Source organism: Chlamydiota bacterium, from assembly GCA_016178055.1.
Classification (GTDB): domain Bacteria; phylum Auribacterota; class JACPWU01; order JACPWU01; family JACPWU01; genus JACOUC01.
The window spans coordinates 17,664-42,876 of sequence record JACOUC010000020.1 but is presented as its reverse complement, the minus strand read 5'-3'; the positions used below and the strand labels follow the sequence as shown (position 1 = coordinate 42,876).

Annotated in this window: 25 protein-coding genes, 1 tRNA gene and 1 pseudogene; 22 read left to right on the top strand and 5 right to left on the bottom strand. The window is 41.5% G+C overall.

From position 1 onward, the window contains the following. The first annotated feature begins 40 nt into the window (after positions 1-40). The 8 genes and pseudogenes from raiA to HYS07_02805 all read left to right on the top strand — a co-directional run bounded on the left by raiA (position 41) and on the right by HYS07_02805 (position 7,809). A complete protein-coding gene (gene raiA, locus HYS07_02840) occupies positions 41-589 on the top strand; it encodes a ribosome-associated translation inhibitor RaiA (protein MBI1870109.1) in 549 nt (182 codons plus the stop codon). Between the two features lie 102 nt (positions 590-691). After that, positions 692-1,642 (top strand): HPr(Ser) kinase/phosphatase, encoded by a 951-nt coding sequence (hprK, locus tag HYS07_02835; protein MBI1870108.1) that lies wholly within the window; start codon positions 692-694, stop codon positions 1,640-1,642. A gap of 41 nt (positions 1,643-1,683) precedes the next feature. Further along, positions 1,684-1,983 (top strand): HPr family phosphocarrier protein, encoded by a 300-nt coding sequence (locus HYS07_02830; GenBank protein MBI1870107.1) that lies wholly within the window; start codon positions 1,684-1,686, stop codon positions 1,981-1,983. A 45-nt stretch (positions 1,984-2,028) separates the two neighbouring features. Continuing rightward, positions 2,029-3,813 (top strand): phosphoenolpyruvate--protein phosphotransferase, encoded by a 1,785-nt coding sequence (gene ptsP, locus HYS07_02825; GenBank protein MBI1870106.1) that lies wholly within the window; start codon positions 2,029-2,031, stop codon positions 3,811-3,813. Positions 3,814-3,910: 97 nt separating this feature from the next. Further along, positions 3,911-4,096, top strand: coding sequence for a DUF2281 domain-containing protein (locus tag HYS07_02820; protein ID MBI1870105.1), 186 nt, complete (start codon positions 3,911-3,913; stop codon positions 4,094-4,096). Next, positions 4,081-4,453, top strand: a pseudogene (locus HYS07_02815) (type II toxin-antitoxin system PemK/MazF family toxin). The gene HYS07_02820 and the pseudogene HYS07_02815 overlap by 16 nt, the downstream one beginning before the upstream one ends. A gap of 126 nt (positions 4,454-4,579) precedes the next feature. Then, positions 4,580-6,529 (top strand): methionine adenosyltransferase, encoded by a 1,950-nt coding sequence (locus HYS07_02810; GenBank protein MBI1870104.1) that lies wholly within the window; start codon positions 4,580-4,582, stop codon positions 6,527-6,529. Between the two features lie 8 nt (positions 6,530-6,537). Beyond that, positions 6,538-7,809, top strand: coding sequence for an adenosylhomocysteinase (locus HYS07_02805; GenBank protein ID MBI1870103.1), 1,272 nt, complete (start codon positions 6,538-6,540; stop codon positions 7,807-7,809). A gap of 113 nt (positions 7,810-7,922) precedes the next feature. Here the strand turns inward: HYS07_02805 and HYS07_02800 are convergent, their stop codons facing one another. After that, the gene (locus HYS07_02800; protein ID MBI1870102.1) at positions 7,923-9,011 is read right to left on the bottom strand and encodes an LptF/LptG family permease; all 1,089 of its coding nucleotides are present in this window, start codon (positions 9,009-9,011) and stop codon (positions 7,923-7,925) included. Positions 9,012-9,153: 142 nt separating this feature from the next. Beyond that, positions 9,154-10,245, bottom strand: coding sequence for an LptF/LptG family permease (locus HYS07_02795; GenBank protein ID MBI1870101.1), 1,092 nt, complete (start codon positions 10,243-10,245; stop codon positions 9,154-9,156). Between the two features lie 183 nt (positions 10,246-10,428). Between HYS07_02795 and HYS07_02790 the strand changes: the two genes are divergently transcribed. The 9 genes from HYS07_02790 to HYS07_02750 all read left to right on the top strand — a co-directional run bounded on the left by HYS07_02790 (position 10,429) and on the right by HYS07_02750 (position 17,527). Continuing rightward, entirely contained in the window at positions 10,429-11,181 is a 753-nt protein-coding gene (locus HYS07_02790) for a ComF family protein (protein MBI1870100.1), read from the top strand. 100 nt (positions 11,182-11,281) lie between these two features. Continuing rightward, positions 11,282-11,515: a DUF433 domain-containing protein gene (locus HYS07_02785; protein MBI1870099.1), complete on the top strand. Its 234-nt coding sequence runs from the start codon at positions 11,282-11,284 to the stop codon at positions 11,513-11,515. 4 nt (positions 11,516-11,519) lie between these two features. Then, positions 11,520-11,885, top strand: coding sequence for a DUF5615 family PIN-like protein (locus HYS07_02780; protein MBI1870098.1), 366 nt, complete (start codon positions 11,520-11,522; stop codon positions 11,883-11,885). A gap of 107 nt (positions 11,886-11,992) precedes the next feature. Further along, positions 11,993-13,081 (top strand): type I glyceraldehyde-3-phosphate dehydrogenase, encoded by a 1,089-nt coding sequence (gene gap, locus HYS07_02775; protein ID MBI1870097.1) that lies wholly within the window; start codon positions 11,993-11,995, stop codon positions 13,079-13,081. 177 nt (positions 13,082-13,258) lie between these two features. Next, positions 13,259-14,461 (top strand): phosphoglycerate kinase, encoded by a 1,203-nt coding sequence (locus HYS07_02770; GenBank protein MBI1870096.1) that lies wholly within the window; start codon positions 13,259-13,261, stop codon positions 14,459-14,461. Between the two features lie 16 nt (positions 14,462-14,477). After that, the gene (locus HYS07_02765; GenBank protein MBI1870095.1) at positions 14,478-15,233 is read left to right on the top strand and encodes a triose-phosphate isomerase; all 756 of its coding nucleotides are present in this window, start codon (positions 14,478-14,480) and stop codon (positions 15,231-15,233) included. Between the two features lie 34 nt (positions 15,234-15,267). Continuing rightward, positions 15,268-15,834 carry a preprotein translocase subunit SecG gene (secG, locus tag HYS07_02760; GenBank protein ID MBI1870094.1) on the top strand — a complete coding sequence of 189 codons (567 nt, stop codon included), beginning with the start codon at positions 15,268-15,270 and terminating at the stop codon, positions 15,832-15,834. Positions 15,835-15,856: 22 nt separating this feature from the next. After that, positions 15,857-17,386, top strand: coding sequence for a PucC family protein (locus tag HYS07_02755; protein MBI1870093.1), 1,530 nt, complete (start codon positions 15,857-15,859; stop codon positions 17,384-17,386). A 55-nt stretch (positions 17,387-17,441) separates the two neighbouring features. After that, positions 17,442-17,527 (top strand) — tRNA-Leu (locus HYS07_02750). A gap of 55 nt (positions 17,528-17,582) precedes the next feature. Here HYS07_02750 and HYS07_02745 read toward each other — a convergent pair. Together HYS07_02745 and HYS07_02740 are read right to left on the bottom strand one after the other, a co-directional pair. Beyond that, complete coding sequence (locus HYS07_02745; GenBank protein ID MBI1870092.1) at positions 17,583-17,951, bottom strand: response regulator; 369 nt, start codon at positions 17,949-17,951, stop codon at positions 17,583-17,585. Positions 17,952-17,957: 6 nt separating this feature from the next. Continuing rightward, positions 17,958-20,489: a PAS domain-containing protein gene (locus HYS07_02740; protein MBI1870091.1), complete on the bottom strand. Its 2,532-nt coding sequence runs from the start codon at positions 20,487-20,489 to the stop codon at positions 17,958-17,960. Positions 20,490-20,748: 259 nt separating this feature from the next. Between HYS07_02740 and HYS07_02735 the strand changes: the two genes are divergently transcribed. Then, entirely contained in the window at positions 20,749-21,099 is a 351-nt protein-coding gene (locus HYS07_02735; protein ID MBI1870090.1) for a DUF393 domain-containing protein, read from the top strand. Positions 21,100-21,107: 8 nt separating this feature from the next. Here the strand turns inward: HYS07_02735 and HYS07_02730 are convergent, their stop codons facing one another. Then, positions 21,108-21,443 (bottom strand): hypothetical protein, encoded by a 336-nt coding sequence (locus tag HYS07_02730; GenBank protein ID MBI1870089.1) that lies wholly within the window; start codon positions 21,441-21,443, stop codon positions 21,108-21,110. 202 nt (positions 21,444-21,645) lie between these two features. Between HYS07_02730 and HYS07_02725 the strand changes: the two genes are divergently transcribed. The 4 genes from HYS07_02725 to HYS07_02710 all read left to right on the top strand — a co-directional run bounded on the left by HYS07_02725 (position 21,646) and on the right by HYS07_02710 (position 25,140). Continuing rightward, positions 21,646-22,575 carry an exo-alpha-sialidase gene (locus HYS07_02725; protein ID MBI1870088.1) on the top strand — a complete coding sequence of 310 codons (930 nt, stop codon included), beginning with the start codon at positions 21,646-21,648 and terminating at the stop codon, positions 22,573-22,575. Positions 22,576-22,614: 39 nt separating this feature from the next. Then, positions 22,615-23,709: a redox-regulated ATPase YchF gene (gene ychF, locus HYS07_02720; protein MBI1870087.1), complete on the top strand. Its 1,095-nt coding sequence runs from the start codon at positions 22,615-22,617 to the stop codon at positions 23,707-23,709. Positions 23,710-23,765: 56 nt separating this feature from the next. After that, complete coding sequence (locus HYS07_02715) at positions 23,766-24,353, top strand: thioredoxin family protein (protein ID MBI1870086.1); 588 nt, start codon at positions 23,766-23,768, stop codon at positions 24,351-24,353. 232 nt (positions 24,354-24,585) lie between these two features. Beyond that, a complete protein-coding gene (locus tag HYS07_02710) occupies positions 24,586-25,140 on the top strand; it encodes a DJ-1/PfpI family protein (protein ID MBI1870085.1) in 555 nt (184 codons plus the stop codon). Positions 25,141-25,213: the final 73 nt, after the last annotated feature.

Here is a 25,213-nt window from a genome sequence, read left to right as displayed (position 1 = left end):
ATTTTTTTTCTATAGCATCAATCTGAAAGGGAGGTGAAGCTTGGAAATTACATTTACCGGTCGACATCGTGAAATTCCTGAAGCTGCTAAGAGCTATCTGAGTGAAAAACTTGAGCGTTTCATCAAGAATATTCCGAAGGTGAACGGGGTTCATGTTATTTTTGATCTTGAGCGCTATCAGCATAAAGTGGAGGTGGTGATTTTGCTCAATCGTGTGCGAATTAGAGCAGCAGAGAAAACAGAAGATGTGATGGCCTCTATTGATAAGGTATTGGATAAAATCGAGAGACAATTAAAAAAGTATAAAGAAAAGCTTCAGTATCACCGAACCAGAGAAAGAGATATTCCCTCCTCTGATGGGGAATCCCCTGTAGAAAATGAGGAAGAAGTAGAAACATCCGTTCGTTTGGTTCGTACGAAGAAATTTGCCCCTAAGCCCATGTATCCTGATGAGGCGATGGACCAGTTAAAACTCTCAGAGGATATATTTTTAACATTTTTCAATCCTGAAACAGACGGAATCAATGTTATTTATAAAAGGAAAGATGGCAATTTCGGTTTGATTGAAACTGCTAAAAAGAAGGTTTAAAAGTTTAAAAATAGCAGTTTTCTCTGAATCTTTGACTCCTTGAGTCTTTGAACTTTAAACATTAAACTTTGAACTTGTGTTTTTGTCTGAGAGGAGTTCATTTTGGGGAAAGGGTTAGCTGTTGAAGAATTCTTTCAAAAGACGAAGGATTTGTTGCGCTTGCGTTTGGTGGCAGGGACTCGAGGACTCAAACGGATCATTAAGGTTGCTGAAGTCAATCGACCCGGTCTTGCCTTAGCAGGTTACTTTGATTATTTTGCTCGTTCGCGGGTCCAAGTTCTTGGGAAAGTCGAGCTCATTTATTTAAAGAATATGGACCCCAAATTAAGACGGGCAAGAATCATCCAGCTTTTAGAGAAGAATGTACCCTGTTGTATCGTTTCTCGGAGAATGCTTCCTCCTCAAGAATTATTAGAAGAGGCGGAAAAAAGGGAAATCCCTGTTTTCAGGTCCCCTCTGGTCACTATGGTTCTTGTTAACCAAGCCACTCTTTTTCTGGAAAATGTCTTTGCCGCAGTTTTAACGGTGAGTGCAGATTTGGTCGAAGTCTACGGGATTGGTGTTTTAATTCGAGGGGAGAGTGGGGTTGGAAAAAGTGAGTGTGCATTGGGCCTGATTGAAAGAGGGCATCGTCTGATTTCAGACGACGTGGTCCGTGTTCGTTATACGGCGGGGGGGCGTTTGGTTGGAACGGGTGATCCTCTTTTGAGACATCACCTGGAAGTCAGAGGCCTTGGGATTATTAATATCCAAACTCTTTTTGGTGCAGGTTGTGTTATGCAGGAAAAAGAGGTTGAACTGGTGGTCAGTTTAGAAGATTGGAAACCCGATAAAGAATATGATCGTTTAGGAATGGATGACAATTTTTATCGGTTTTTTGATGTTGATTTACCTCATGTTTTGATTCCGGTAAGACCGGGACGTGATTTGTCTTTATTGGTGGAAGTGGCTGCTTTGAATCAGAGGTTGAGAAGAATGGGCTACCACGCCAGCCGTGACTTGAACCAAGAGTTAATTGAGCAAATGAAAAAAGGGAGTGGGGTCAAGACTTGAAGGATTAGGCAACAAGAGATTTGACCCCTAAGTAAGGGTCTATGGTGAATCAAAAAGGGGATTCTGTCAAACAAGAGGCAATCAAAGATCTCATTGTTCAAAATGAATTGGGTCTCCATGCCCGTCCGGCAGCGATGTTTGTTAAAGTGGCTAACGGTTTTAAATCTGAGATTTTTTTAGAAAAAGATGGAGAGAGGGTGAATGGGAAAAGTATTATGGGGGTGATGATGCTTGCGGCCTCTAAAGGGACAAAATTAAAATTAATCGCACAGGGGGCTGATGCAGGTTCGGCGATAGGAGCCCTGGCGGATCTTTTTAGTAAAAAATTTTGCGAAGCATAAAATGGGTCAAGCAAAGAGACAATCATGAAGACAACCAAAGAGAAAATCTATCGAGGAATTGCCGTTTCCCCAGGCATTGTGATTGGGAAGGTTTTTATATTCGACAGCTCCGAAGAAGTGATCATGCAGCGTTCTCTTGAGCCTCATGAATTGTCAAAAGAAATAGCTCGATTTGAGGAGGCTTTAGGCGCTACCCGTAAAGAAATTCTTAATATTCAAAAGCAGATTGAAGAGAAGTTGGGGGTAGAGCATGCGCAGATTTTTGATGCCCATTTGATGGTGCTCGAAGATCGAACCTTGATTGAAGAAGTGATCAAGCGTTTGGAGAAGGAGCGGCTCAATGTCGAACATATTTTTCAACAGGTGATTCGAAAATATTCGGATATTTTTTCTCAGATCAATGATGAATATCTCAAAGAAAGATCCAGTGATGTTCGTGATGTAGGACGTCGGGTTCTTCATAATCTGACGGGGAAAAAACGTGAAGATTTGATTCATCTTCCCGAAGAAATGATTGTCGTGGCCTATGATTTATCCCCTTCCGATACCGCCTTGATGCATCAGGAACGCGTTATTGGTTTTGCGACTGACATTGGGAGTAAGACCAGTCACACAGCGATTATGGCTCGTTCGCTTGAGATCCCCGCCGTGGTCGGACTTCACGATATTAGTTCAAGGTTATCGACAGGGGAAATGATTATTTTGGATGGGAATCGGGGAACGGTGATTGTTCATCCATCTAGGTCGACCTTGGTTACTTATCAGCATGAGCAGGAGAAGGTTTTTATCTTTGAATCTAAACTCGCTGCTTTAAAAAATCTTCCCGCTCGGACAGTCGATGGCCATGAGGTGGCTTTGGCGGCCAATATTGAAATGCCAGAGGATATTCATTCGGTGGTTGAACATGGGGCCCAAGGAGTGGGCCTCTATCGAACAGAATTTTTTTATATGAATCGCACAGATCTTCCAACAGAAGAAGAACATTTTAAAGCCTATCAAGAGGTTGCAAGAAAAGTGGCTCCGCATGATGTGATTATTCGAAGTCTAGATTTGGGAGGGGATAAATTTCTTTCTCATCTTGAGATTCCTAAAGAGATGAATCCCTTTTTGGGCTGGAGGGCGATTCGATTTTGCTTAGAACGGCTGGATATATTTAAGGTTCAGTTAAGGGCCATTTTGCGGGCCAGTGTATGCAAGAATATAAAGTTAATGTATCCCATGATCTCAGGAGTCGATGAGCTAAAACAGGCCAATCACGTGTTGGAACAAGTGAAAAATGAATTAAGGAAAGAGGGGATTCCTTTCAATGCAGATATGGAAGTGGGGGCCATGATCGAGATTCCCTCAGCCGCTTTGACCTCAGATATTTTGGCCAAACATGCCGATTTTTTTAGCATTGGGACCAATGACCTGATTCAGTATTCATTGGCTGTAGATCGGGTGAATGAAAAGATTGCGCATCTTTATCAACCGGCTCATCCAGCGGTTTTAAGGTTAATTCAAAATGTGATTGATGCGGCTCATGCTGAAGGGATTTGGGTCGGGATGTGTGGAGAAATGGCAGGAGATCCCGCCATGGCCCTCATTCTTTTGGGAATGGGTCTGGATGAATTTAGTTCGAGCCCCTCTGCAGTTCCAGAAATTAAAAAAACCATTCGTTCAGTCCGTTTTTCTTTGGTGGAACAACTCGCCAAGGATGCTTTGGAGATGAATTCTGCTGAGGAAATTGAACGAAGAGCGATGAAATTGCTGAATGAAGTCGCCCCCGAACTCATTATGCTTCATCAAGAGCGGGCGAAACGGCGTAAGACCTTGAAAAGGAAAAGATAATGATCCCATCCCTGTTGATTGATTGGGTGTGAATTTGGGATGAGTCTTGATTCGAAAAGAATTGAACGAAGGTAAGGATTTTTAGTACCATAGCTCCATGGATAGGCGTCAGATTTTAATCAATGAAATTTTAGGGTTGAAGGAACCTTTTTTAAGGGAAGTGGTGGACTTTGTTCACTATTTGAGATTAAAAGAAAAGACAGAAGCGTTTGTTATGTCTGAATCTGCGCTAGAAAAAGATTGGCTTTGCCCTGAGGAGGATAAAGCTTGGCAAGATTTGTAAGAGGTGATGTTGTTGTTATTCCCTTCCCTTTTTCGGATTTAACACGATCAAAACGTAGACCTGCTTTGGTCATTCGCGATCTGGAAGGGGATGATCTTATTCTTTGTCAAATTACAAGTAAAACTATTTCGAGATCAATTAGCTATTTCTATTGAAGATAAGCACTTTGAAGAAGGGTTGTTGAAACAGTCCAGTAATATTCGTCCCAATCGTTTGTTTACAGCAGATCAACACATCGTGTTATACAAGATTGGTCGATTAAAACAGGAAATATTTAAGATTGTTGTGGAAAAAAATTGTGAGTATTATCCGAGACTGATTGTGTCCGATACAGTACTTGGTGAATGTCACATCTAATGATCCCACCACCTGTCTATCCTTCGAAGGAGGATTTTCTATGGGGGAACATCATAGGATATGGAAAGTAATCAGATAGCGAACTTAAAAAGGATTGGCCCTTTTGGGCCATAGACAGGTAGTGGGATGAAAGCCATTATCCTAGCTGCAGGATATGCCAAACGTCTTTATCCCTTGACTGCCCACCGAGCAAAACCGCTTTTGCCTGTTGGGGATCGACCCATCATTGATTATATTTTGTCCTCCATTCAAGCTGTTTCTGAGATTGATCAAGTGTATGTCGTTACCAATGCAAAATTTTATCCGCAATTTTGCGAATGGGTTCAATCTTTAGGTCTCGAGCCTTTTTGCAAAATACTGAATGATGGCACTGAAACCAATGAGACTCGCTTGGGGGCTATTGGTGATATTTCCTTTGTAATCGATTCTGAAAAGATAGATGATGATATTTTGATTTTGGCAGGAGATAATCTCTTTGAATTTAATCTCAAAGATTTTGTCACATTCTTTAAAGAAAAGGGGACCAGTCTTGCCTGCTATGACTTAGGAGATATCAAGCTAGCTTCGCAATATGGGGTGATTGAACTTGACCCAGAGGGGCGAATTTTGAAATTTTTGGAAAAACCTAAAAATCCTCCTAATTCCTTGATTTCGACAGGAGTTTACGGTTATACTCGGTCCGATTTGACCAAAATTCGCCGTTTTATCCAAGAGGGTGGAAATAAAGATGCGCCGGGCCATTTGATGGAATGGTTTTTAAAGCATGAATCCATTTTTGGTTTTGTCATTCAGGGATTGTGGTTTGATATCGGGGATCTTGAAAGCTACGAGAAAGCAAATAAACTTTATCAAAAACGTCTTTTAAGGAGAAAAAAGAAAATGGGTGAGAAAAAATTATTTACCTCTGAAGCCGTATCCATGGGGCATCCTGATAAAATGGCTGATCAAATTTCAGACGCAATATTGGATGCCTACTTAGAAAAAGATCCCATGGCTCGTGTAGCGGTCGAAACGCTTTTGGCAACTGGAAGGGCTATTGTTGCAGGTCAAGTCACCGCCAAGGCAAGTATTCCCGTCGAGGAAGTGGTTCGTCGAACCGTAAAAGAAATTGGTTATTCGGACGAGGCTGCTGGTTTTGATTATAAAACCTGTGAAGTCTTGGCTTTTATCGATCGTCAGTCTTCGGATATTGCCCAAGGGGTGAATGAGGGAGAAGGTCTCCACAAAGAGATGGGGGCGGGAGATCAGGGCATGATGTTTGGCTATGCCTGTCGTGAGACTTCCGAGCTTATGCCTTTACCCATGATGCTTTCCTGGCGCTTAATTGAGCGGCTAACGCTTTTACGCCAAAAAAATGTTCTCCCTTATCTGAGGCCGGATGCGAAGAGTCAGGTGACCGTCGAATATGAAGGAGGGGAACCTCTTCGTGTTCATACCATTGTTATTTCGACTCAGCACAACCCTGACATTACTCATGAAACCATTCAAAAAGATGTCATTGAAAAAGTGATTAAAGAAGCGGTTCCAGCTCATCTATTAGATTCCAAAACTATTTTTCATGTGAATCCCACAGGACGTTTTGTGGTGGGGGGGCCTCAGGGTGATACGGGTCTTACCGGAAGAAAGATCATTGTGGATACTTATGGAGGGATGGGGCGCCATGGAGGTGGATGTTTTTCTGGAAAGGACCCAACGAAAGTGGATCGCAGTGCCCAGTATGCAGCTCGCTATGTCGCAAAAAATGTAGTCGCTGCAGGTCTTGCCGATCGCTGCGAAGTCCAATTGGCCTATGCCATTGGTGTGGCAGAGCCCGTTTCTATTTTCGTAGACTGCTTTGGGACGGAGGCTATTTCAGAAAGCGAAATTGTAAAACTCATTCGCAAGCATTTTAAATTGACCCCAAAAGGGATTATCGATAGTCTCAATTTGAGGAGACCGATTTATAAAGAAACGGCTCGGTTTGGGCATTTTGGCCGATCAGGTCCAGGCTACACGTGGGAGAAAACAGATAAGGCTCAAATTTTACGTCAAGAATCCGGGATTGCTTCTCGAGAAACGCTAGAGGTGGTGGGATGAGTTTTAGTATGACAGACCTTTCACGTTATGATGTCAAAGATTTAGCGCTTGCACCCCGTGGGAAAAAGCGTATTGACTGGGCTGAAAAGGATATGCCTGTTTTAAGGCTCATTCGAGAACGTTTTCTCAAGGAAAAGCCCTTAAAGGGATTACGCATGTCAGCTTGCCTTCATGTGACTGCAGAAACAGCGAATCTGGTTCGAACGCTTCAGGCCGGTGGGGCTGATTTAGTTTTATGTGCTTCAAATCCTTTGAGTACTCAAGATGATGTTGCTGCAAGTTTAGTTTCAGATCATCAAATTCCTGTCTATGCCATTAAAGGTGAATCGCGAGAAACCTATTATGAACATATGACAAATGCTCTGCGTCATCGTCCAGTCGTGACAATGGATGATGGAGCTGATTTAGTCTCTGAAATCCATTCCTCTCATCAGGAACTCATTTCTCAGGTCATGGCGAGTATGGAAGAAACAACGACGGGAGTCATTCGTTTAAGGGCGATGGAAAAAGCTGGAGCCCTTAAAATTCCTGTGGTGGCGGTCAATGATGCAGATACCAAACATTTTTTTGATAATCGCTATGGAACGGGTCAGTCTACGTTGGATGGAATTATTCGAGCTACCAATGTGCTTATAGCTGGAAGAAGTGTTGTCACAGCGGGTTATGGATGGTGTGGAAAAGGGTTTGCCATGAGAGCCCGAGGCATGGGAGCCAATGTGATTGTGACTGAAGTTAATCCCATTCGAGCTCTTGAGGCTGCGATGGATGGATTTTTGGTCATGACGATGGAAGAAGCCGCTCAAATCGGAGATATTTTTTGTACCTTGACGGGAGATATTCATGTTCTGAGAAAAGAACATTTTGCGAAGATGAAAGATGGAGCGATTATCTGTAACTCGGGACATTTTAATGTGGAAATTGATATTCCTGCCCTTGAAAAATTGTCCGTTAAAGTGAATCATGATATCCGCGACTTTATTGATGAATATGTTTTACCAGGTGGCCGGCGACTTTTTTTATTAGCTCAAGGAAGATTAGTGAATCTTTCTACAGCAGAGGGGCATCCCGCCTCTGTCATGGATATGAGTTTTTCTGTTCAAGCCCTGACGTGTGAGTATGCGGTGAAACATGCGAAGGAGCTTAAAACGAAGGTCTATGATGTTCCTAAAGAGATTGATGAGTGGGTCTCCCGTTTGAAGCTTCAGACCATGGGGCTTAAAATTGATGAGCTGACGGAAGAGCAAAAGAAATATCTTTCAAGCTGGCAAGAAGGAACGTAGCAAAGATAAATTCGGATTGCGGATTGGGGATTGCGGAGTGAAAAACAAAAAGCATTGTTTTTACTAAATTTATTCCTAAAATCCGCAATCCGAATTCCGCAATCCGAAATTTTTTAGCGTAGTCTTATTATTTTTACCGCTCCCCACAGCCCAAAAAATCCAGGTGTGAGGCCGCAGGCCAGGCCTGGATCTAAATAGCCTTGTTTTCCAAGGGCTAGTAAGAAGAATTGGACGCTGTAATAGGCAAATGTAAAAAGTAGGGTTTTCCCTAGTACTGTAAGGGCTCCTCCCCGTGTGATCTCGAGTCCTATGGGGACCACTAAAAGAACAAGAACAAAATAAATCCATGGTTTTGAAATTTTTGAGTAAAGTTCTGTCTTTTGAGGGCGAGGGATTTTTTTCCCATATTTCTTGAGCAAGTAATTTTTAAATTCAAAATAGTTCATTTGTTCATTTGCTTTTTCTTCTAGAATAAGTTCAAGAGGAGATTCAAAAATACTCGCCTTTCTCTTAAGAAAAATTTCAGGATCTTCCTTAATGTCTCCGGATGCGTCGTATCGGACAATCGTTCCATTAAAGAGCCACCATTCCTGGTCAAGCCAACGTCCTTCTTGGGCCCGAATGAGTTTTTCAAGGGAACCGCTGCTGGGGTTTAAATAGTGGATTTGTAAATCAAGAGCGGTGTTTGTTTTTAAGTCGAGTTCTCGCATATAAAAAATGTAATTTTCTTTCATGTTTCCGTAAGTCAGATTATTGTAAATTTTAGAGTCTTGTGAAGCATCCTCCTTATCAATAAATGTTTTCTTAAACGTCTCCATTCGAAGACGGGCCTTGGGGAGCCAGGATTCATTCAGGTAGAAAAAAGTTGTGCTTAAGAAAAGACCTAAGAGGAGAAAGGGGAACGCTATTCTTTTTGAGGAAATTCCGGACGCCCTCATTCCCACAATTTCGTGGTGCCGAGCAAAATTTCCTAAGACATAAATGAGTGAAAGAGCGAGACAAAAAGGAGAAATTTCCGTGTAAATGGTTGGGGTCAGAAAAATATAATAAAACAGAATTTGTTTCCAAGGGGTATGTGTTTTTAGAAAAACATCCATGTGCTCGAAAAGATCAGCAATGAAATAAAGGATGAAGAATGCAAGGAAACAATAAAAAAATGGAAGAATGAATTCGCGTAAAATATAACGATCGATGATTTTCATCCCACCACCTCTGGAGCCTGCCAAAGGCAGGCTTGCCCTTCTCTTATTTTTAACATCTTATTACCACTTCCTATTTCTACTTCAAAGCCAAGTTGTAATAATCTCTATCGGCTCCCAAAGGAGCCGACCAGAGGTGGTGGGATCATCGTGATGCTTTCTTAAAAGAATAAATTCCAATGGCACTGAGTAAAACGTTAGGAACCCACATTAAGAGTTCCGGATGCAGGGCAGGTTTTTCATCCAGAGCTTTGCCTAAAATAATGAATAAATAATAAAGAAAAACGAGGAGGAGACTCAACGCTATTCCGACCGTTTTTTCACTTCGATGAGCACGAATTCCTAGGGGGATTCCAATCAAAGTAAAAGCAAGGCAAGAAAAGGATATGGAAATTTTCTTTTGAATTTCGGTTCGAAGTGGGGTGGGATTAATTCCCTTAGACTTATATTCCTTGATTTTTTTTGCGATTTCAGAAATGGACATGTCTTTATGTTTTTTGTCCAGATCAGATGGGTTTTTAAAAATATTTTCCGCATTAAGTTTAAGGACGTAATTTCCAAATTGGAGATTAAAAAAATCTTTGAAATCCTTTCCAGTGGGTTGTTGAATGGTTCCGTTATGTAATTCAAGGAGAATGGTGCTGGTTTCCGGGGCGTAGGAAATGCCTCCTTCTTGGGCTGTAATGGTTTTGATCTTACCTTCTTCAGTTGTCTCATAGATGACAACTTTTTTAAGGAGGTTGTCGTGTCGTTCTCGGATATAAATAATATAATTTGGAAAGGCTTCTACAAATTGCCCTGCCTCCAGATAGGCCGTTGGATTTTTAATGCCCATTTGCACAATGAGTTTTCGAGCCGCAAAATGGGAATAGGGGATGATTTCATTATGCAGTTTGAAGCAAATTCCTGTCAAAAGAATTCCAATGATCCAAAGGGGATAAGAGACTCTAAAAATGGAAATTCCAGAAGCTTTTATCGCCAAGAGTTCATTGTCTTGAGAGAGGCGTCCAAAAATAAGAAGGAGAGAGCTTAAGAGGGCCATGGGAATACAGGCAGATAGAAAATAGGGAGTTAGTAAAAAGAACAAGTAGGCAATTTCCTTTAAGGGAACCCCCTGAAGAACCAGATTGGCAATCTTGAAGACATGTCCCATAAAGAGGACAGAGACAAAAATCGAAGTTCCTAGGAAAAAATTGGCCAGAAACTCCCTGATGATATAAGCATGAAGTATTTTCATGATGTTTCCAAATGTTTCCAAATTTTTGACTTATGATACAATTTAAAATTCAAAAATCAAAATGCAAAATGACAACCTAAAATCCAAAATTTATAATACTATCGCAAGGGAGACATTTTAAATTTTGATTTGTCATTTTGATTTTTGATATTTGATTTTTGGATTTCCATAGTAGGATTTTGCATGCGGATATTTTCCATTCATCAATTTCAAATGAATCTACGAATGTTGGGTTGGGTTCTCGCAGATCTTTTATTTCCACGGCATTGTGAGCATTGCTTAGAAGTGATGTCGCATGAGAATCGAACTTATCTTTGTGATGGGTGCTTTGATTTGATAGGATGGATTCCCGAGCCTGCCTGTCACATTTGCGCAAAACCCTTTCCTGGGCTAGAGAGGAAAATTTGCTCTCCTTGTTCTCGATCCCATTTTTCTTATGAGGCGTGTTATGCCATCGCCATTTATGAGGGGCTTTTGAAGGAGCTCTTGCGCTTGTTAAAATTTGCTAAAGCAGAATATCTTGTGTCAACTTTTCAAAGGATGTTTCTTGCCAAGGAGAAAATACCTTTTTCTAAAGAAAATGTGGATATCATCCTTCCGGTGCCCTTGCATCCTTTGAAAATGAGGGAAAGGGGATTTAATCAGGCTTGTATTTTGGGGGAGGCCATTAGAGATAAGATTCAAAGGCCTCTTTTAAAAGGGGTTTTGATTCGTGCTAAATATTCAGGAGGACAGACACTTCAAGATAGAAAGGATCGGCTTCTCAATATTCAAGGCAGTTTTAAATGTAAAAATATAAAAAGGATTGAGGGAAAGAGAGTTCTTCTGGTCGATGATGTTTTGACCACAGGAGCCACCATCGAAGAATGCTCTCGGGTACTAAAAGAGGCTGGAGCGAGTTCAGTCACAGTATGGGTGTTGGCGAGGAGTATTTGATTCTTCGCTCATTAATTTTCTTTTTAACGAGCGACGGTTTTTTGGGGTTCTCTATTGACAGCGTCCTTAATCTAAGGTAATCATTTAGAGAGAGGTGGTTATGATGTTTAACCGGATAACAATGGATCCAAAGGTTCTCCATGGACAGCCCTGTATTCGGGGTATGCGGATGCCTGTTTATCAGATTCTTGATCTCATTGGAGCTGGTAAATCCTTTCCCGAGATACTGAGTGACTACCCCTACCTCGAAATGGAGGATATTAAACAATCTCTTGAATATGCTGCCTGGCTGAGTAGAGATGAATCCTTTCCCTTGACCTCTATGACAGGTTGAATGAATGAAATTTCTTGTTGATATGCCCCTTTCTCCAAAGACTGCAAATTTTCTGAATTCACTGGGTCATGAGGCAGTTCATTTACTCTCTATAGGCAAAGAAAGAGCAACTGATGAGGAAATCGTACAGATGGCTCGATCGCAAAACCAGATCGTTATTTCCACGGATTTTGACTTTGGCTCCATCTTGGCTCATTCCTTAGCAATTACCCCCAGCATTATCCTTCTTAGGATCGAACATGCAACCGTAGAAAAAGTAAATATTTTTCTGACAAGGTTACTCAAAACTCTTAAGGTTGAAGATCTTCAAAATTCTATTGTTATTGTTGATGATATTCGAGTGCGCTTACGAAAACTACCTCTCCATTAAACGATACCCCATTCACTAAGGGAATTGAAATATAAAGACCAATTTAGCCTTGACACCCTCGCCTCATTGGGTAAAATCATGCGCTGATTTAGAAAGGAGCTTAAAATATGGCTATACGAATTGGAATTAATGGGTTTGGAAGAATTGGGCGGATGGTATTTCAGGCCATTTGTGATCAGGGCCTTTTAGGAAAAGATATTGATGTCGTTGCGGTGGTGGATATATCGACGGATGCAGATTATTTTGCCTATCAGATGAAATATGATTCTGTGCACGGCAAATTTAAGCATTCAGTCGATACAGCCAAGAGTGATTCCTCTAAAGAGGAAAATGATATTTTGATCGTGAACGGTCATAAAATAAAATGTGTGATGGCAACCAAAGATCCTTCGGGACTACCCTGGAAGGCATTGGGGGTTGATTATGTGATTGAGTCCACAGGACTTTTTACCGATTCTGAAAAGGCCAAGGGACATTTGACGGCCGGTGCGAAGAAAGTCATTATTTCCGCTCCAGCTAAAGGCGATGTGAAGACCCTTGTGATGGGAGTAAATGAAAAGGAATATCAATCTGCAAACCACAATATCGTTTCCAACGCTTCTTGTACGACCAATTGCCTCGCTCCTTTGGTTTATGTGCTTTTGAAGGAAGGGATTGGAATTGAAACGGGACTCATGACGACCATTCATTCTTATACGGCAACACAAAAGACTGTGGACGGCCCTTCTAAAAAGGACTGGCGAGGCGGTCGTGCGGCAGCGATCAATATTATTCCATCGACGACGGGTGCAGCTAAAGCGGTCGGTGAAGCGTTGCCTGCGGTCAAGGGAAAATTAACAGGGATGGCTTTTCGTGTTCCAACCATCGATGTTTCTGTCGTGGATCTGACCTTTCGGGCTTCGAAAGATACCTCCATTGAAGAAATTGATCGCCTTCTGAAAAAGGCTTCTGAAAGCTACTTAAAAGGATATCTAGCCGTTACAGAGGAAGAATTGGTTTCAACCGATTTCATTCATGACAGTCATTCTTCCATTTATGATTCATTGGCCACGGTTCAGAATAATCTTCAAGGAGAGAAGCGCTTCTTCAAAATTGTTTCCTGGTATGATAATGAATGGGGCTATTCGAATCGCGTGGTTGATCTTGTGAAGTATATGGCGAAGAATGATGTGCCTGCGATGGCGATGAAGGGATAATAAAGAATAAGCTTTTGTAGTCGCCTGATTCATCGGGCAGTCTCATGCACGGCCCCATAAATGGGGCGACTACAAATTTTGCCGTAGTGCTTGCATCGAGTGGAATCAAGTGCATATGACTGTTATCCATTTTCAATTGCTAATTATCCATTAAATTGTAGTTTTTGAGGAAGTGATATGTCAAAACTTTTTATTGAAGATTTGGATTTAAAGGAGAAGCGTGTTTTAATTCGCGTAGACTTTAATGTTCCTTTAGATAAAGCTCTTTCCATTACGGATGATACCCGGATTCGGGAGGCCTTACCCACGATTCGCTATGTGATCGATCATCAGGGGAAGGCAGTCCTCATGAGCCATCTGGGCCGACCCAAAGGTAAGGTGGAACCCTCCATGAGTTTGAAACCGGCGGCAATCCGTCTCGCTGAATTATTAGGACGCGAAGTAAAAATGGCTCCGGACTGTGTCGGCCTCGATGTTGAAACGCTTGTCCAAGGGATGAAATCGGGTGAGGTTCTTTTGCTTGAAAACTTAAGATTTCATCCTGAAGAGGAAAAGGGTGATGAAAATTTTGCTCGTTCCCTGGCTCGCTTAGGTGAAATTTATATTGATGATGCCTTTGGTACCGCTCATCGTCCTCATGCCTCGATGTATGGAATTACGAAGTTTATTGCTCAGTCAGCTTCAGGGTATCTCTTGAGAAAAGAAATTCAATATTTAGGAGATGCGGTGAATCACCCTCAAAAACCGTTTGTGGCGATTTTAGGCGGGGCGAAGGTTTCGGACAAAATCAGTGTCATTGAAAATCTTTTGGAAAAAGTCGATACGCTTTTAGTGGGTGGGGCCATGGCCTATACCTTTTTATTGGCCCAGGGTCTCTCCACTGGAAACTCCCTGGTTGAAAAAGAAAAGGTTGGATTAGCAAAACAGCTTTTATTAAAAGCTCAATCAAAGAAAAAAGAGCTTTTGATCCCCGCTGATCATGTGGTGACGGATCGATTAGAGGAAGGATCGAACACCCTGGTTGTTCGAGGGGGAATTGCCCCAGGCTGGCTGGGTGCGGATATTGGTCCTGAGACCATCAGTCTTTATTCTAAAAAAATTCAAGGGGCAAAAACTGTTCTTTGGAATGGTCCCATGGGGGTTTTTGAATTGAGCCGATTTGCACGCGGAACAGAGGCGATTGCTCAAGCTTTGGCTGACAATCGTAGTGCAACGACCATTGTTGGAGGAGGGGATTCCGTCGCCGCCTTGGCTCAATTGGGTCTAGCAGATAAAATGACTCATGTTTCGACAGGGGGAGGCGCTTCTTTGGAGTTTTTAGAAGGCAAAGAGCTTCCTGGGATTGCTGCCTTGACGGAAGTTCAAAGTTTAAAGGTTTAACGTTTAAAGGGTTAAGATGCGTATTCCGATTATTGCTGGAAACTGGAAGATGAACAAAACTTTAAGGGAAGCCCTTGAGTTTTCAGAAAAGCTTAAAAAAGAATTGGCAAAATTGACGGACCGTATATGCCTCATTTGTCCTCCCTTTACTGCGTTAGCTTCTGTCGGAGAAATTTTAAAGGGATCAAACATTGAGTTGGGTTCTCAGAATATTTTTTGGGAGGCCAATGGCGCTTTTACAGGCGAAATTTCAGGATCGATGATTAAGGATGCAGGGGCTTCTTATTGTATTATTGGCCATTCAGAACGCAGAAAGATTTTGGGTGAAACAGATGAGATGGTTCATCGAAAGGTGAAAAAAGCCTTGAGCGATGGACTTTTGCCCATTGTTTGTGTTGGAGAAACTTTGGAAGAACGGGAAAAGAACCTCACGTTTGATTTGATCCGTACTCAGGTGACACAAGGTTTAAAAGGTCTTGAAAAGCAAGAAATTTCAAAATGTGTGGTGGCTTACGAACCTGTTTGGGCCATTGGAACAGGACGAAATGCAACGCCTCAACAGGCCGAAGAGGTCCATGCCCATATTCGAAAAATTGTGAAAGAGTTTTTTGGGAGCGATATTGCAGATAAAATTCGCATTCAGTATGGCGGAAGTGTTACACTTAAAAATATCGACGAGTTGATGCGAGAGCCCAATATTGATGGGGCTTTGGTTGGTGGAGCGAGCCTTGATGTAACATCCTTTGCCAGAATTGTTAATTTTAAGATATAATTACCGCCATTGAAATTTGAGGAATTTTTTAGCCATGATGATTTTTGTAATGATGATTCATGTGATTTGTTGCCTGGGTCTTATCGCCTTGGTCCTTTTGCAGGCGGGGAAAGGAGCGGGTCTTGCTTCTACTTTTGGTGCGGCCGCTGTTGAGACAGCCTTAGGCGCTGAAGCCAGCGATTTTTTGAAAAAGGCGACTTCAGTCATGGCTGTTATTTTTATGCTCACGAGCCTTTCATTGGCCTTTTTAACAGCCAGACATAGTTCCTCTGTTCTTAAAAAGTCACCTCTGAAACTCCCCATGGAAGCCCTTCAAAAAGGGTTGCCGCCTCCTTCTGGAAGTCAAAACACTTCAGGTGAGAATAAAGTCCTTGAAGGAGTTGTTGGAAAGTCTAAGGAAGAATTAAAAGGTCTTTTAAACAAGATTTCTCGTACACTATCTACACCGCAAAAATCACCCGAAGTAACTTCGACGGCTTCAGCATCTTCTTCAACTGCTTCACCAAGTGCAGTTGAACCTAAGACTGAATCGACTCTACTTCCATCTTCTTCCCAAAAAAAAATTCAAGAAAAATCTCAAGTTGATTCTAGTGCATCTTAAAGTCCATTAGGAAAACTCTTAAATGTCCTCCAATGATCTTGAAGTAAAGAGGCTTAAACGTGTTTTTGGTGTTGTCTATTTTGCCCAAGGAATGAACGGCCTTCCTCAGCTTTCCATCTTTTATTACATGATGAATATTCTGAAATTGGGACCTGTTGCAGGTCAATTTTTTCAAGGATTAAATCATTTAGCCTGGTATATCAAACCTCTTTGGGGATTCATTTCTGACCGAGTTCCTATTCTAGGTTATCGCAGAAAATCCTATTTTGGAGTCATGGCCGTCCTGGCTCTTTTTTCTTGGTTAGGGATAGCGCTCTTAACTTATCTTCAGTGGACCTGGGTGCTTCCCTATATCATTTTAATCAATGTGGCACAATTGTCCTACGCCTTTGTCGATGTGGTGGTCGATGCGTTGATGGTTGAGCACGGACAAAAATTAAAATTGGTTGGATCCTTTGTCAATTTTCAATGGCTGATGTTGAGCCTAGCCAGTGTCTTTGTGGCTGTTACGAGCGGCTGGTTTCAAGAAAAAGTTGAACAAAATATTTTGCCCTATTGGATTGTTTTTGCAAGTACCGCTTGTTTTCCTCTCTTCACGGCAATCATTGGAATGACCAACCTGGATGAAGAACGTATTCGAAAGACAAAACCCTTTTTAAAAAGGGGAGTGAAGAGCTTTAAAAATCATCTATTTCAATGGCCGAACAGATTTCATTCAATGACTCAGGCGTTTAAAAATTTTCGCCAAAAAGAGCGGCATCTTCTTTTTCTAATCCTTTTTATTGTCGCTTGGAACTTTAGCCCTTCCATCAGTTATGCTGGAAAAACTTACATGGCCAAAGAGCTTCATTTTACTCCGACGATCTTTGGAATTTTGAATGCGGTGAGTAGTCTCGTCTGGCTCCTTTCTATTTTTGTCTACCGCTGGTTTGCCCGCCATTTTTCTCGAGTGAGGTGGGATCAATATCTCTATGGAATGGTTGTGATTGCGGTGATTTCTTTGCTTTCGGGCTATTATTTTTATTTGCCGGTGGATCACCCGCTTTCTTTGACCATCCCTTTCTCCTGGGAAAAGATTTTATCGTGGGGGTCTCAGTTTAAAGGAAGTAGCATAGGGGCCCTCTTCTATAAATTCTTAGAAGGGGCGTCCAATTGGAATCGATATCATTGGTGGGCTTTGTTCACCGATACGACTTTGGGCTTTGCCTCTATTCCCGCATTTTTAATCCCTCTCACTTTGGCTGGGGAAGCAGCCTCTCGATCGAACGCCGGATTTACCTATGCCCTTCTGATGTCTGTTTCTAACTTCACCCATGCCCTTGAGGATATAACAGGAGGGGCGCTCTATCAACTCTTGAGTGCGTCCTGGATGCAGGGATTTATGAGGTTTTTTGAATATTCTTCCTTGAATATTTCTCGCTCCCATAATTCCATGGTTTTAATTTTGCAAATTTTTGTTTATATGAGTGCGTTTTTTACTATAATTGCGACTCCATTTATTTGGTTGACGAGACGGGAGTTTTTGCGTAAAGGAATTCAAGTACACCTGTGAAAAGCAGTAAGAAGTTTTCTACCTACTTTATACTACTTACTCCCTACTGTTTTTTGCTGGGATGGTGGAACTGGCAGACACACTAGCTTGAGGGGCTAGCGCCCGTTACAGGGTATGGGGGTTCAAATCCCCCTCCCAGCAATGCATTTTAGATTGTGGATTTTGGATTTAAAAAGAAAACGGCCGTTTTTCGAAATTACTTTTTCATCGCTTTTTCGATTTTCCCTAGGAGTTCGGGAGGGTCGAAGGGTTTGATGATGTAATCGAATGCCCTGAAAGTTTTTGCTTGGGCTAGGTCTTCAGGTTGCCCTTTTGCAGAAAACATGATGACAGGGATGTCTTTCGTCTCATTTTGTGATTTAAGCTTTTTAAGTGTGGTATAACCATCCATGATGGGCATCAGAATATCAAGAAGGATCACGTCCGGCTTTTCTCTAGTGGCCTTCTTTAATGCTTCTTCGCCATCTTCTGCGATAAAGACATCGTATCCATTATGTTCAAGTCTTCCTTGAACCATGAAGGCATAATCTAATTCGTCATCAACAATCAGAATTTTTTTTCCCATAGTTTTCTAAATCATTTTGCGAAGGATTTGCATGAGTTTATCAAAGCCTTCTGTTTTGCTGAGGATGGGGATGCTTCCTGGTAAAACAGCGTCGATTTTATTCATTTCTGATTGATAGGCCGTTAAAATGATAATAGGAATATCACGTGTTTTAACGTCTTCTTTTAAGCGACCAATCACTTCGTAGCCATTCATTTTTGGAAGTTTAACATCACAGATGATGAGATCAGGAAACGATTCGGTTGCTTTTTTAAGAGCCTCCATCCCATCGCGTGCGATCAGACATTCAAATTGGTTTTGAGCACTAAGGCGTTGAGTCAAAAGTGTCACTATTTGATCATCATCATCGATAATGAGTACCTTTTTGACTCTTTGGAGGCGTTTTTCAGCAAATTCAATCAGGGCCTCGGCCGTTTCTCCATCCTCTGGAAAACTTGCAACCGAACCTGCAATTTCAACGATGTCTTGAAGCCCTTGTTGGTTTAAGGAATCCGTAATGAGTCTTTGAATTCTTGCAGCCGTAAGAAAGGAGTCTTGTTTGCCTGTCGCGGGGAGCACAATAAGAATGGTCCGTGTTTGACGGATCGCGATGTCAGCCCGTCTCCAAAAACTTTGTTCAATGAGGTCGCCAAGTTCCTGGGAGAGAGAAGAAACTTTATCAATTCCTAATTTTTCTTTTAAATCATCAAAATTTTTGATTTCAAAAATAATAATAGATACAAAGCTTTTTTCTCTTAAAGCCTCTTTGATTCCATTTGAAATATATTCTCTAAAAATCGCTTTTGATGTGTGGTGGGGAAGAGTGAAGGTGAAACGAGATCCTCTCCCGAGTTTACTTTCAACCCAGATTTTCCCTCCATGGCTCTCCACAAGCCCTTTACAGATTGAAAGCCCCAGGCCGGTTCCTCTTTCCCCAGGACCTGCGGTACGGCTGAACTGCTGAAATTTTTCAAATACTTTTGAAAGATCTTTTGGAGAAATGCTTCGTCCTGTATCTGAAACGGAGCAGATGACCGCTTCTTGACTATTTTCTACGCAAATTTCAATGAATCCTTTTTCTGTAAATTTAAGGGCATTGCCGACAAGGTTGGTGAGGACTTGAAAAATTTTTCCTCGGTCCGCATAAACATACACGGGTTTTTCAGGGAATTGACTTTTTAAAGCAAGTTTCCTATTCTTAATTTCGACTTGAAAAATTGAAATGATTTCACGGACGAGATCGGTTAGATCGATCAGTCGTTTTTTAAGAATGACTCGGCCGGCTTCAATTTTTGAAATATCTAAAAGATCATTGATGATATTGGATAATCGATCAACGCCTTTGAGGGCCATGGCTAAAATTTTTTTTTGTTCCTGTGAAAGATCTCCATGAAGACCCTCCCACACTTGAGAGATCCCTTCTTTTAAAATGGCAAGGGGGGTTCGTAGTTCATGCGAGACCGTACTTACAAATTCTTCTTTAAGGTGTTCTAGACGTTTACGCTCAGTAATATCCTGGGCGTAGATATTCACATACCCTGCATCGATGATGGGTGCAAAAACAAAAGAAAAAATTTGATGTTCATGATCAACCTCAACGTGTTTTTTGAGCCCAGTCTCCAATGTCTCCGCGACCCATTTTCTTAAATGGTCTGGGGCATTTTCTCCTATTTTGCGCTTCCAACTTTGGAGAAGAGGAAGGGCAGAGTTATTTGCGTAAAGAATGGTCCCTTCTTTAGAAATACGAAAAATGGGATAGGGATCTTCGCTGGGGAATTTCGCCAAAATTTTAATTTCTTCCTCAGCGTGTTTCTTCTCTGTAATATCAATGCCGACAGCGCCCACAAAGTGCTTGCCAGTCGGATGCAAAAAGGGAAATTTCAAAACGAGCCAATAATGAGGAACCCCATCAGGCGTTGGAACCATTTCAATGGCTTCAAGCATCTTCCCTGAAGAAAGGACACGCATATCATTTTCCCAAAGACGACGGGCCGTCGGTTCCGAAAGCCAGTCAAAATCAGTTTTCCCTTTTAGATGAGAGAAGGTCGTTTGAAAAAGTTTTTCAAGGGGTTCATTGACATAAATATAACGCCCTTTCTCATCTTTCATTGCTGAAATGGTAGGGCTGTGATTCATAAAGCTTTGGAAAAGGGCCTGGCTTTCTTTGAGAGCCTCTTCTGTTTTTTTTCTCTCCTCTATTTCTGTATGCAATTTTTGTGAGTATTGTCGGTGAGAAATGTCTCGAAGGGAGGCCAGGAGAAAGGATCGGCCTTTAAAATCCATTTTTTTGATGTTTATTTCAATGAGTTTTTTCTTTCGAGAATGAACGATTTCAAATTCAGAAATTTTTCCAAGTTGAGTCTTATAGGGAAAAGGTTTATCGAGAAGTTCTTTGGAAGTTTTACCCAAAAGAGATTGAGCGGCAGGATTAACAAATTGAACGATGCCCTTCTTATTAAGGATAACAATACCATCAGTAAGCTTGGTAACGACAGTGTTGAAATCAATTTTGAGAGGATAAAATTTTGTGCTTTTGCGCTTCAATTTTTTGTTTTTCACATTAAGGCAAGCGCTTCCTCTTTTTCGAACGTAGATTTAGAAAATAGTATACAAGACCATTGTAGCGGGTAGGGCTTTTAAAGAAAAGATTAAAAATTCACAATGAAGAACAAAACGTGACATTTAGAAAGCGTTTAAGAATGGCTAAAATTTTTGAATTATGATGTGTCATTTTGATTTTTGCATTTTGGTTTTTGATTTTTAGACGATTCAAATTAGGATAGACTTTTAAGATGGACTTGAAAGAGGGGAAAAGCGAGTGGATCCTTATTATTTGATCTACGATTGGAATTGTGAGCTTTGTGTCAACTTGATGAGATTTGTTAAGCAATTGGATCGGAAGAATGCCATTGTGTTTCTTCCGATGGATGATCCTCTTGCAAAGGATTTCGCTCGGAGAATGGCACCAGAGGCTTTTGAGGATCGTTTTCATTTGGTTCTTCCAACCCAAGAAGTTTTGAGCGGAGATGAAGCCATTCCTTTTGTGATTGGGGCTTTACCGGGTGGGCGATTCCCTCAATGGATTTTGCTTCATTTCCCCGGAAAGAAATTTCTGTTAAGATCTTTTTATCGATGGATCGTGAATGTGAGGGATAAGAGAAAGAACTGAGGAATAAGCTAGGAGAGACCGAGCTCCTTTTTTTGTTCAAATTTCTCACAGCTGTCCGTTCCCGTAACATCCTTGTTCCAGATCGCGCATTTTTGGGTCCAAGGATTGACAACATAGTTTTTACAGTTTTTACAGATGTGTCTTTCAGCATTTGTATCAAAGATTTTTTGAGTTTTTGGCTGAATGACAGGAAGTTCTCCTTCTTGAAATTCAAAGTGGCAAAACGAACAGGATTTTTTTTCTCCTGTGAGATTGAAATGGTCATCAAAGATTTTTTCAATCTTCAGAGGGGTTTTTTGTCCGCATCCAGGGCACTTGATGAGCTGAAGCTTTTTAGGTTCCATGAGTTGTCACCATAAACGTTTGCCCACACCATTGGATGAAAATGATTCCACAGTCGACGGTCAACGGTCGGCAGATTTGAAGGAAGTATTTTTTCTATGGACTGTCAACCGTGGACGATGGACTTGTTTCCATAGTTCAGTTATTTCTATACCATAATTTTTATTTTTCAGCTTTAAAATTTGATTTAAAAAAAGGAGTTTTATGTTTCAGAAGATAGGATTTATGATTTTGTTTTCTAGTCTATGCTCAGCTTGGGGAGAAGGTCCTTCTGCTCAAGAGCTAGGAAAGGGGATTTATCGTCATCAAGTCTTGAGTGCGACGAGTTATGATTCTATTCACTGGACCCCCGATGGAAAAGTTCTTTTTGATCATGCCTCTGTCCCAGATGCTGTGATTACGAAAGAGGGGGTCATTTTTCTTTATTTTATGGATGCATCGCAAGGCCATGATCTTGCTGTAGCAATCAGCTCTGATTTTGGAAAGACATGGAAGAAAGAGAAGGTGATGATTGAGGATAAAGCGAGAATGGATGCTGTAGATCCTTGCCCCGTTTTAATCAAGGATGGAAAAATCAGACTTTATTATTATGGGAATTTTGGTCGAGGTCCGATGGGGCCTCCTTTCGGGAATAGGCTTGGAGAGGGCTTTGAAATTTTGGGAAAGCCTGTTGAGAAAGATCATTTAATCTGTTGTGCTCTTTCGGATGATGGGATTCATTTCAAAGGGGAAGAACTGTGTCTTTCAGCTCCAAACGTTACGGATCCGGATGTGATTAAAATAGAGGATGGTTGGAAGATGTTTCTTTCCCAAGGAAGAGATCTTTTGAGTGCTTCAAGCTCTGATGGAGTTAAATTTGTGTGGGATGGTAAAATGATCAGTCGATCTGGAGCTGTATCGAAAACCATTGCGGTGAATGGAGGTTATCGGACTTATAAGTCGGGTCGAGGAATTGAGAGTCAGTTTACGACGGATTTTTTGCATTGGCAGGAGGAGGGCGTTTGCTTGAGTTCTAAAGAGGGTGAGGTGATGGGCGATCCCTCTGTGATTCTTCTTCCAGATGGGACGTATAAAATGTTTTATAAAAGGGTCAGATCTTCGCCGCTGCGATCAATATTTTTATTTTGTATTTGAGAGAGCCTTTTCAAACATTGATGCTAAGGAAGAAATTCTATGGGAATTCGGTGTGGGATTGTAGGGTTACCTAATGTTGGGAAGTCGACCATTTTTAATGCCTTAACCAAGGCCAAGGTTCCGGCCTTAAATTATCCTTTTTGTACCATTGATCCTAATGTAGGGGTTGTTCCGGTTCCAGATCCAAGGCTCGTTGCCTTGAGTAAACTTTATCATCCTCAAAAAACAACTCCCAATACGGTTGAGTTTTATGATATTGCCGGGCTGGTTAAGGGGGCTTCTGAAGGGGAGGGTTTGGGTAATCAATTTTTAGGTCACATTCGTGAGGTGGAAGCGATTCTTCATGTGGTGCGATGTTTTGATGATTCGGATGTGATTCATGTGTCGGGTTCTGTGGACCCTTTGAGAGATATTGAAATTATTGATACTGAGCTTTGTTTAAAGGATTTAGATACGGTGACCAAACGTTATGATAAGACAGAAAAGTTGGCACGATCGGGAGATAAGCTATCGCGCGAACTCATGCCCATTTATGAAAAAGTGAAAAAGGCGTTAGAAGATGGCAAACCCCTGCGTCGACTTGATTTCTCTGAGGATGAGAAAAAAGGCCTTAAAGATTTGGGACTTGTTACCCTGAAGTCGGTTCTTTATTGTGCGAATGTTGCAGAAGGGGATTTACCGGAGGGAGGTCCTTATGCAAAAATCTTGAAAGAATGGGCTAAGAAAGAAGGGGCCGAGGTCGTCGTCATTTCTGGAAAGGTAGAATCCGAACTGAATGATCTTGCCGAAGAGGAGCAAAAGGAGTTTTTAAAGGCGCTTAATCTTGAAGAGCCTGGACTTTATACTTTGATTCGAACGGCCTATCAATTGCTGAGTCTCATTACTTATTTTACAGCAGGAGAAAAAGAGGTTAGAGCCTGGACGATTTTAAAGGGGGCTAAGGCACCTCAAGCGGCTGGGGTAATTCACTCCGATTTTGAAAGAGGATTTATTTGTGCTGAAGTTGTAAAATACGACGATTTGATACGGCTGGGATCTACCGTCAGTGCAAAGGAGAAAGGTTTGGTGCGCATGGAAGGGAAGGACTATGTGGTAGCAGATGGGGATGTGATGCTATTTAGATTTAATGTGTAAGCATTTTTTTCCTTAAACTTTAAACATTAAACTTTAAACTGTTTTTAAGGAGGCATATGGCTTTAACACCATCAAGAATGATTCCCTTGGGGGTCGAGGCCCCTGATTTTTCTTTGACGGAGGTTGCTTCAGGAAAAATCATTTCACTTAAAAATTTTGAGGAGAAGAAGGCGCTTCTCGTGATGTTTATTTGCAATCACTGTCCTTATGTTCAGCATGTAAAATATGAACTTGCAAAATTGGGACAGGATTATGCGAAAAAGAATATTGGAATCGTTGCCATTAGTTCCAATGATGCACTGAAGTATCCAGACGATGGCCCAGGGTATTTGAAGAAAATGGCGATGGATCTTAAGTTTTCTTTTCCTTTTTGCTATGACGAGACTCAAGAGGTGGCCAGGGGTTATTCAGCAGCATGTACACCGGATTTTTTCCTTTTTGATGCCGAAAGAAAACTCGTTTATCGGGGGCAACTGGATGACAGTCGCCCAGAAAATGGTCAGCCGATTAACGGACATGATCTTCGAGCGGCCATGGATTCAGTTTTGGCTGGGAAACCAGTTTCGAGTATTCAAAAACCGAGTATGGGATGTAACATAAAGTGGAAGATGGCGGCGTATGCGAAAAGTGAAATCAAAAATTAAAAATCAAAATGCAAAATGACATATCAAAATTCAAAAATTTCTAGCGCTATTGCAAGGAAGACATTTTAAGTTTTACATTGTCATTTTGATCTTTGTCATCATGAACTTTCAGTCCACCCAAGTGGATGAAAATTGAGTTCCTCCCCTTTGGGGTACAAAGGAGGGGAATAGCCAGTAACAACGTCTCATTTTCATGACTGCTATTTGATTTTTGGATTTTAAGGAGGTTCCTATGTCTAAAAAGGTTCTGGTTGTCTTGGCAGAAGGTTTTGAAGAAATTGAGGCGGTGACACCGATGGATGTTTTACGCAGGGCGGGCTTAGAGGTGATTGTCGCAGGGCTTTCCGGGAAAACGGTTGCAGGGTCTCATGGGATTAAAATTCAGGCAGATGTGACTTTGGATGAAGTGAGTGAAGTTCCAGATCTTTTGATTTTGCCGGGTGGAATGCCAGGGGCCCAAAATTTAGGGTCCTCGAAAAAAGTAGCTGAAATGATTAAAAAGGTGGATCAAGAAAAAAAATGGCTGGGGGCGATTTGCGCTGCGCCTCCGCTTGCAGTGGCTCCAACAGGTATTTTAAATGGGAAAAGAGCGACGTGCTATCCAGGATATGAAGACAAATTCCCTTCTTCAGTAACGTTTTTGGAAGAGCGTGTGGTCAGGGATGGAAAGGTTGTGACCAGTCGGGGTCCTGGTTCGGCACTAGAATTCTCACTTTGTTTGGTTGAACAACTGGTGGGTAAGGATAAGGCGAATGATCTCAAAAAAGATTTGCTAGTAAAATGCTAATTAATAATTAGTAAATTGATAATTGACAATTGAGAATTGACAATAAAGGTAAAATAAATAAATTCCTAAATTA

What these genes read in the sequence shown, in the direction of transcription:
- HYS07_02770 (MBI1870096.1), top strand. Translation starts at nt 13,259, where the DNA reads ATGTCAAAACTTTTTATTGAAGATTTGGATTTAAAGGAGAAGCGTGTT.
- HYS07_02710 (MBI1870085.1), top strand. Translation starts at nt 24,586, where the DNA reads ATGTCTAAAAAGGTTCTGGTTGTCTTGGCAGAAGGTTTTGAAGAAATT.
- HYS07_02805 (MBI1870103.1), top strand. Translation starts at nt 6,538, where the DNA reads ATGACAGACCTTTCACGTTATGATGTCAAAGATTTAGCGCTTGCACCC.
- HYS07_02790 (MBI1870100.1), top strand. Translation starts at nt 10,429, where the DNA reads ATGCGGATATTTTCCATTCATCAATTTCAAATGAATCTACGAATGTTG.
- HYS07_02715 (MBI1870086.1), top strand. Translation starts at nt 23,766, where the DNA reads ATGGCTTTAACACCATCAAGAATGATTCCCTTGGGGGTCGAGGCCCCT.
- HYS07_02765 (MBI1870095.1), top strand. Translation starts at nt 14,478, where the DNA reads ATGCGTATTCCGATTATTGCTGGAAACTGGAAGATGAACAAAACTTTA.
- HYS07_02820 (MBI1870105.1), top strand. Translation starts at nt 3,911, where the DNA reads ATGGATAGGCGTCAGATTTTAATCAATGAAATTTTAGGGTTGAAGGAA.
- HYS07_02780 (MBI1870098.1), top strand. Translation starts at nt 11,520, where the DNA reads ATGAAATTTCTTGTTGATATGCCCCTTTCTCCAAAGACTGCAAATTTT.
- ychF (MBI1870087.1), top strand. Translation starts at nt 22,615, where the DNA reads ATGGGAATTCGGTGTGGGATTGTAGGGTTACCTAATGTTGGGAAGTCG.
- HYS07_02830 (MBI1870107.1), top strand. Translation starts at nt 1,684, where the DNA reads ATGGTGAATCAAAAAGGGGATTCTGTCAAACAAGAGGCAATCAAAGAT.
- gap (MBI1870097.1), top strand. Translation starts at nt 11,993, where the DNA reads ATGGCTATACGAATTGGAATTAATGGGTTTGGAAGAATTGGGCGGATG.
- HYS07_02755 (MBI1870093.1), top strand. Translation starts at nt 15,857, where the DNA reads ATGTCCTCCAATGATCTTGAAGTAAAGAGGCTTAAACGTGTTTTTGGT.
- HYS07_02795 (MBI1870101.1), bottom strand. Translation starts at nt 10,245, where the DNA reads ATGAAAATACTTCATGCTTATATCATCAGGGAGTTTCTGGCCAATTTT.
- HYS07_02810 (MBI1870104.1), top strand. Translation starts at nt 4,580, where the DNA reads ATGAAAGCCATTATCCTAGCTGCAGGATATGCCAAACGTCTTTATCCC.
- HYS07_02730 (MBI1870089.1), bottom strand. Translation starts at nt 21,443, where the DNA reads ATGGAACCTAAAAAGCTTCAGCTCATCAAGTGCCCTGGATGCGGACAA.
- HYS07_02745 (MBI1870092.1), bottom strand. Translation starts at nt 17,951, where the DNA reads ATGGGAAAAAAAATTCTGATTGTTGATGACGAATTAGATTATGCCTTC.
- HYS07_02800 (MBI1870102.1), bottom strand. Translation starts at nt 9,011, where the DNA reads ATGAAAATCATCGATCGTTATATTTTACGCGAATTCATTCTTCCATTT.
- HYS07_02725 (MBI1870088.1), top strand. Translation starts at nt 21,646, where the DNA reads ATGTTTCAGAAGATAGGATTTATGATTTTGTTTTCTAGTCTATGCTCA.
- secG (MBI1870094.1), top strand. Translation starts at nt 15,268, where the DNA reads ATGATGATTTTTGTAATGATGATTCATGTGATTTGTTGCCTGGGTCTT.
- HYS07_02785 (MBI1870099.1), top strand. Translation starts at nt 11,282, where the DNA reads ATGATGTTTAACCGGATAACAATGGATCCAAAGGTTCTCCATGGACAG.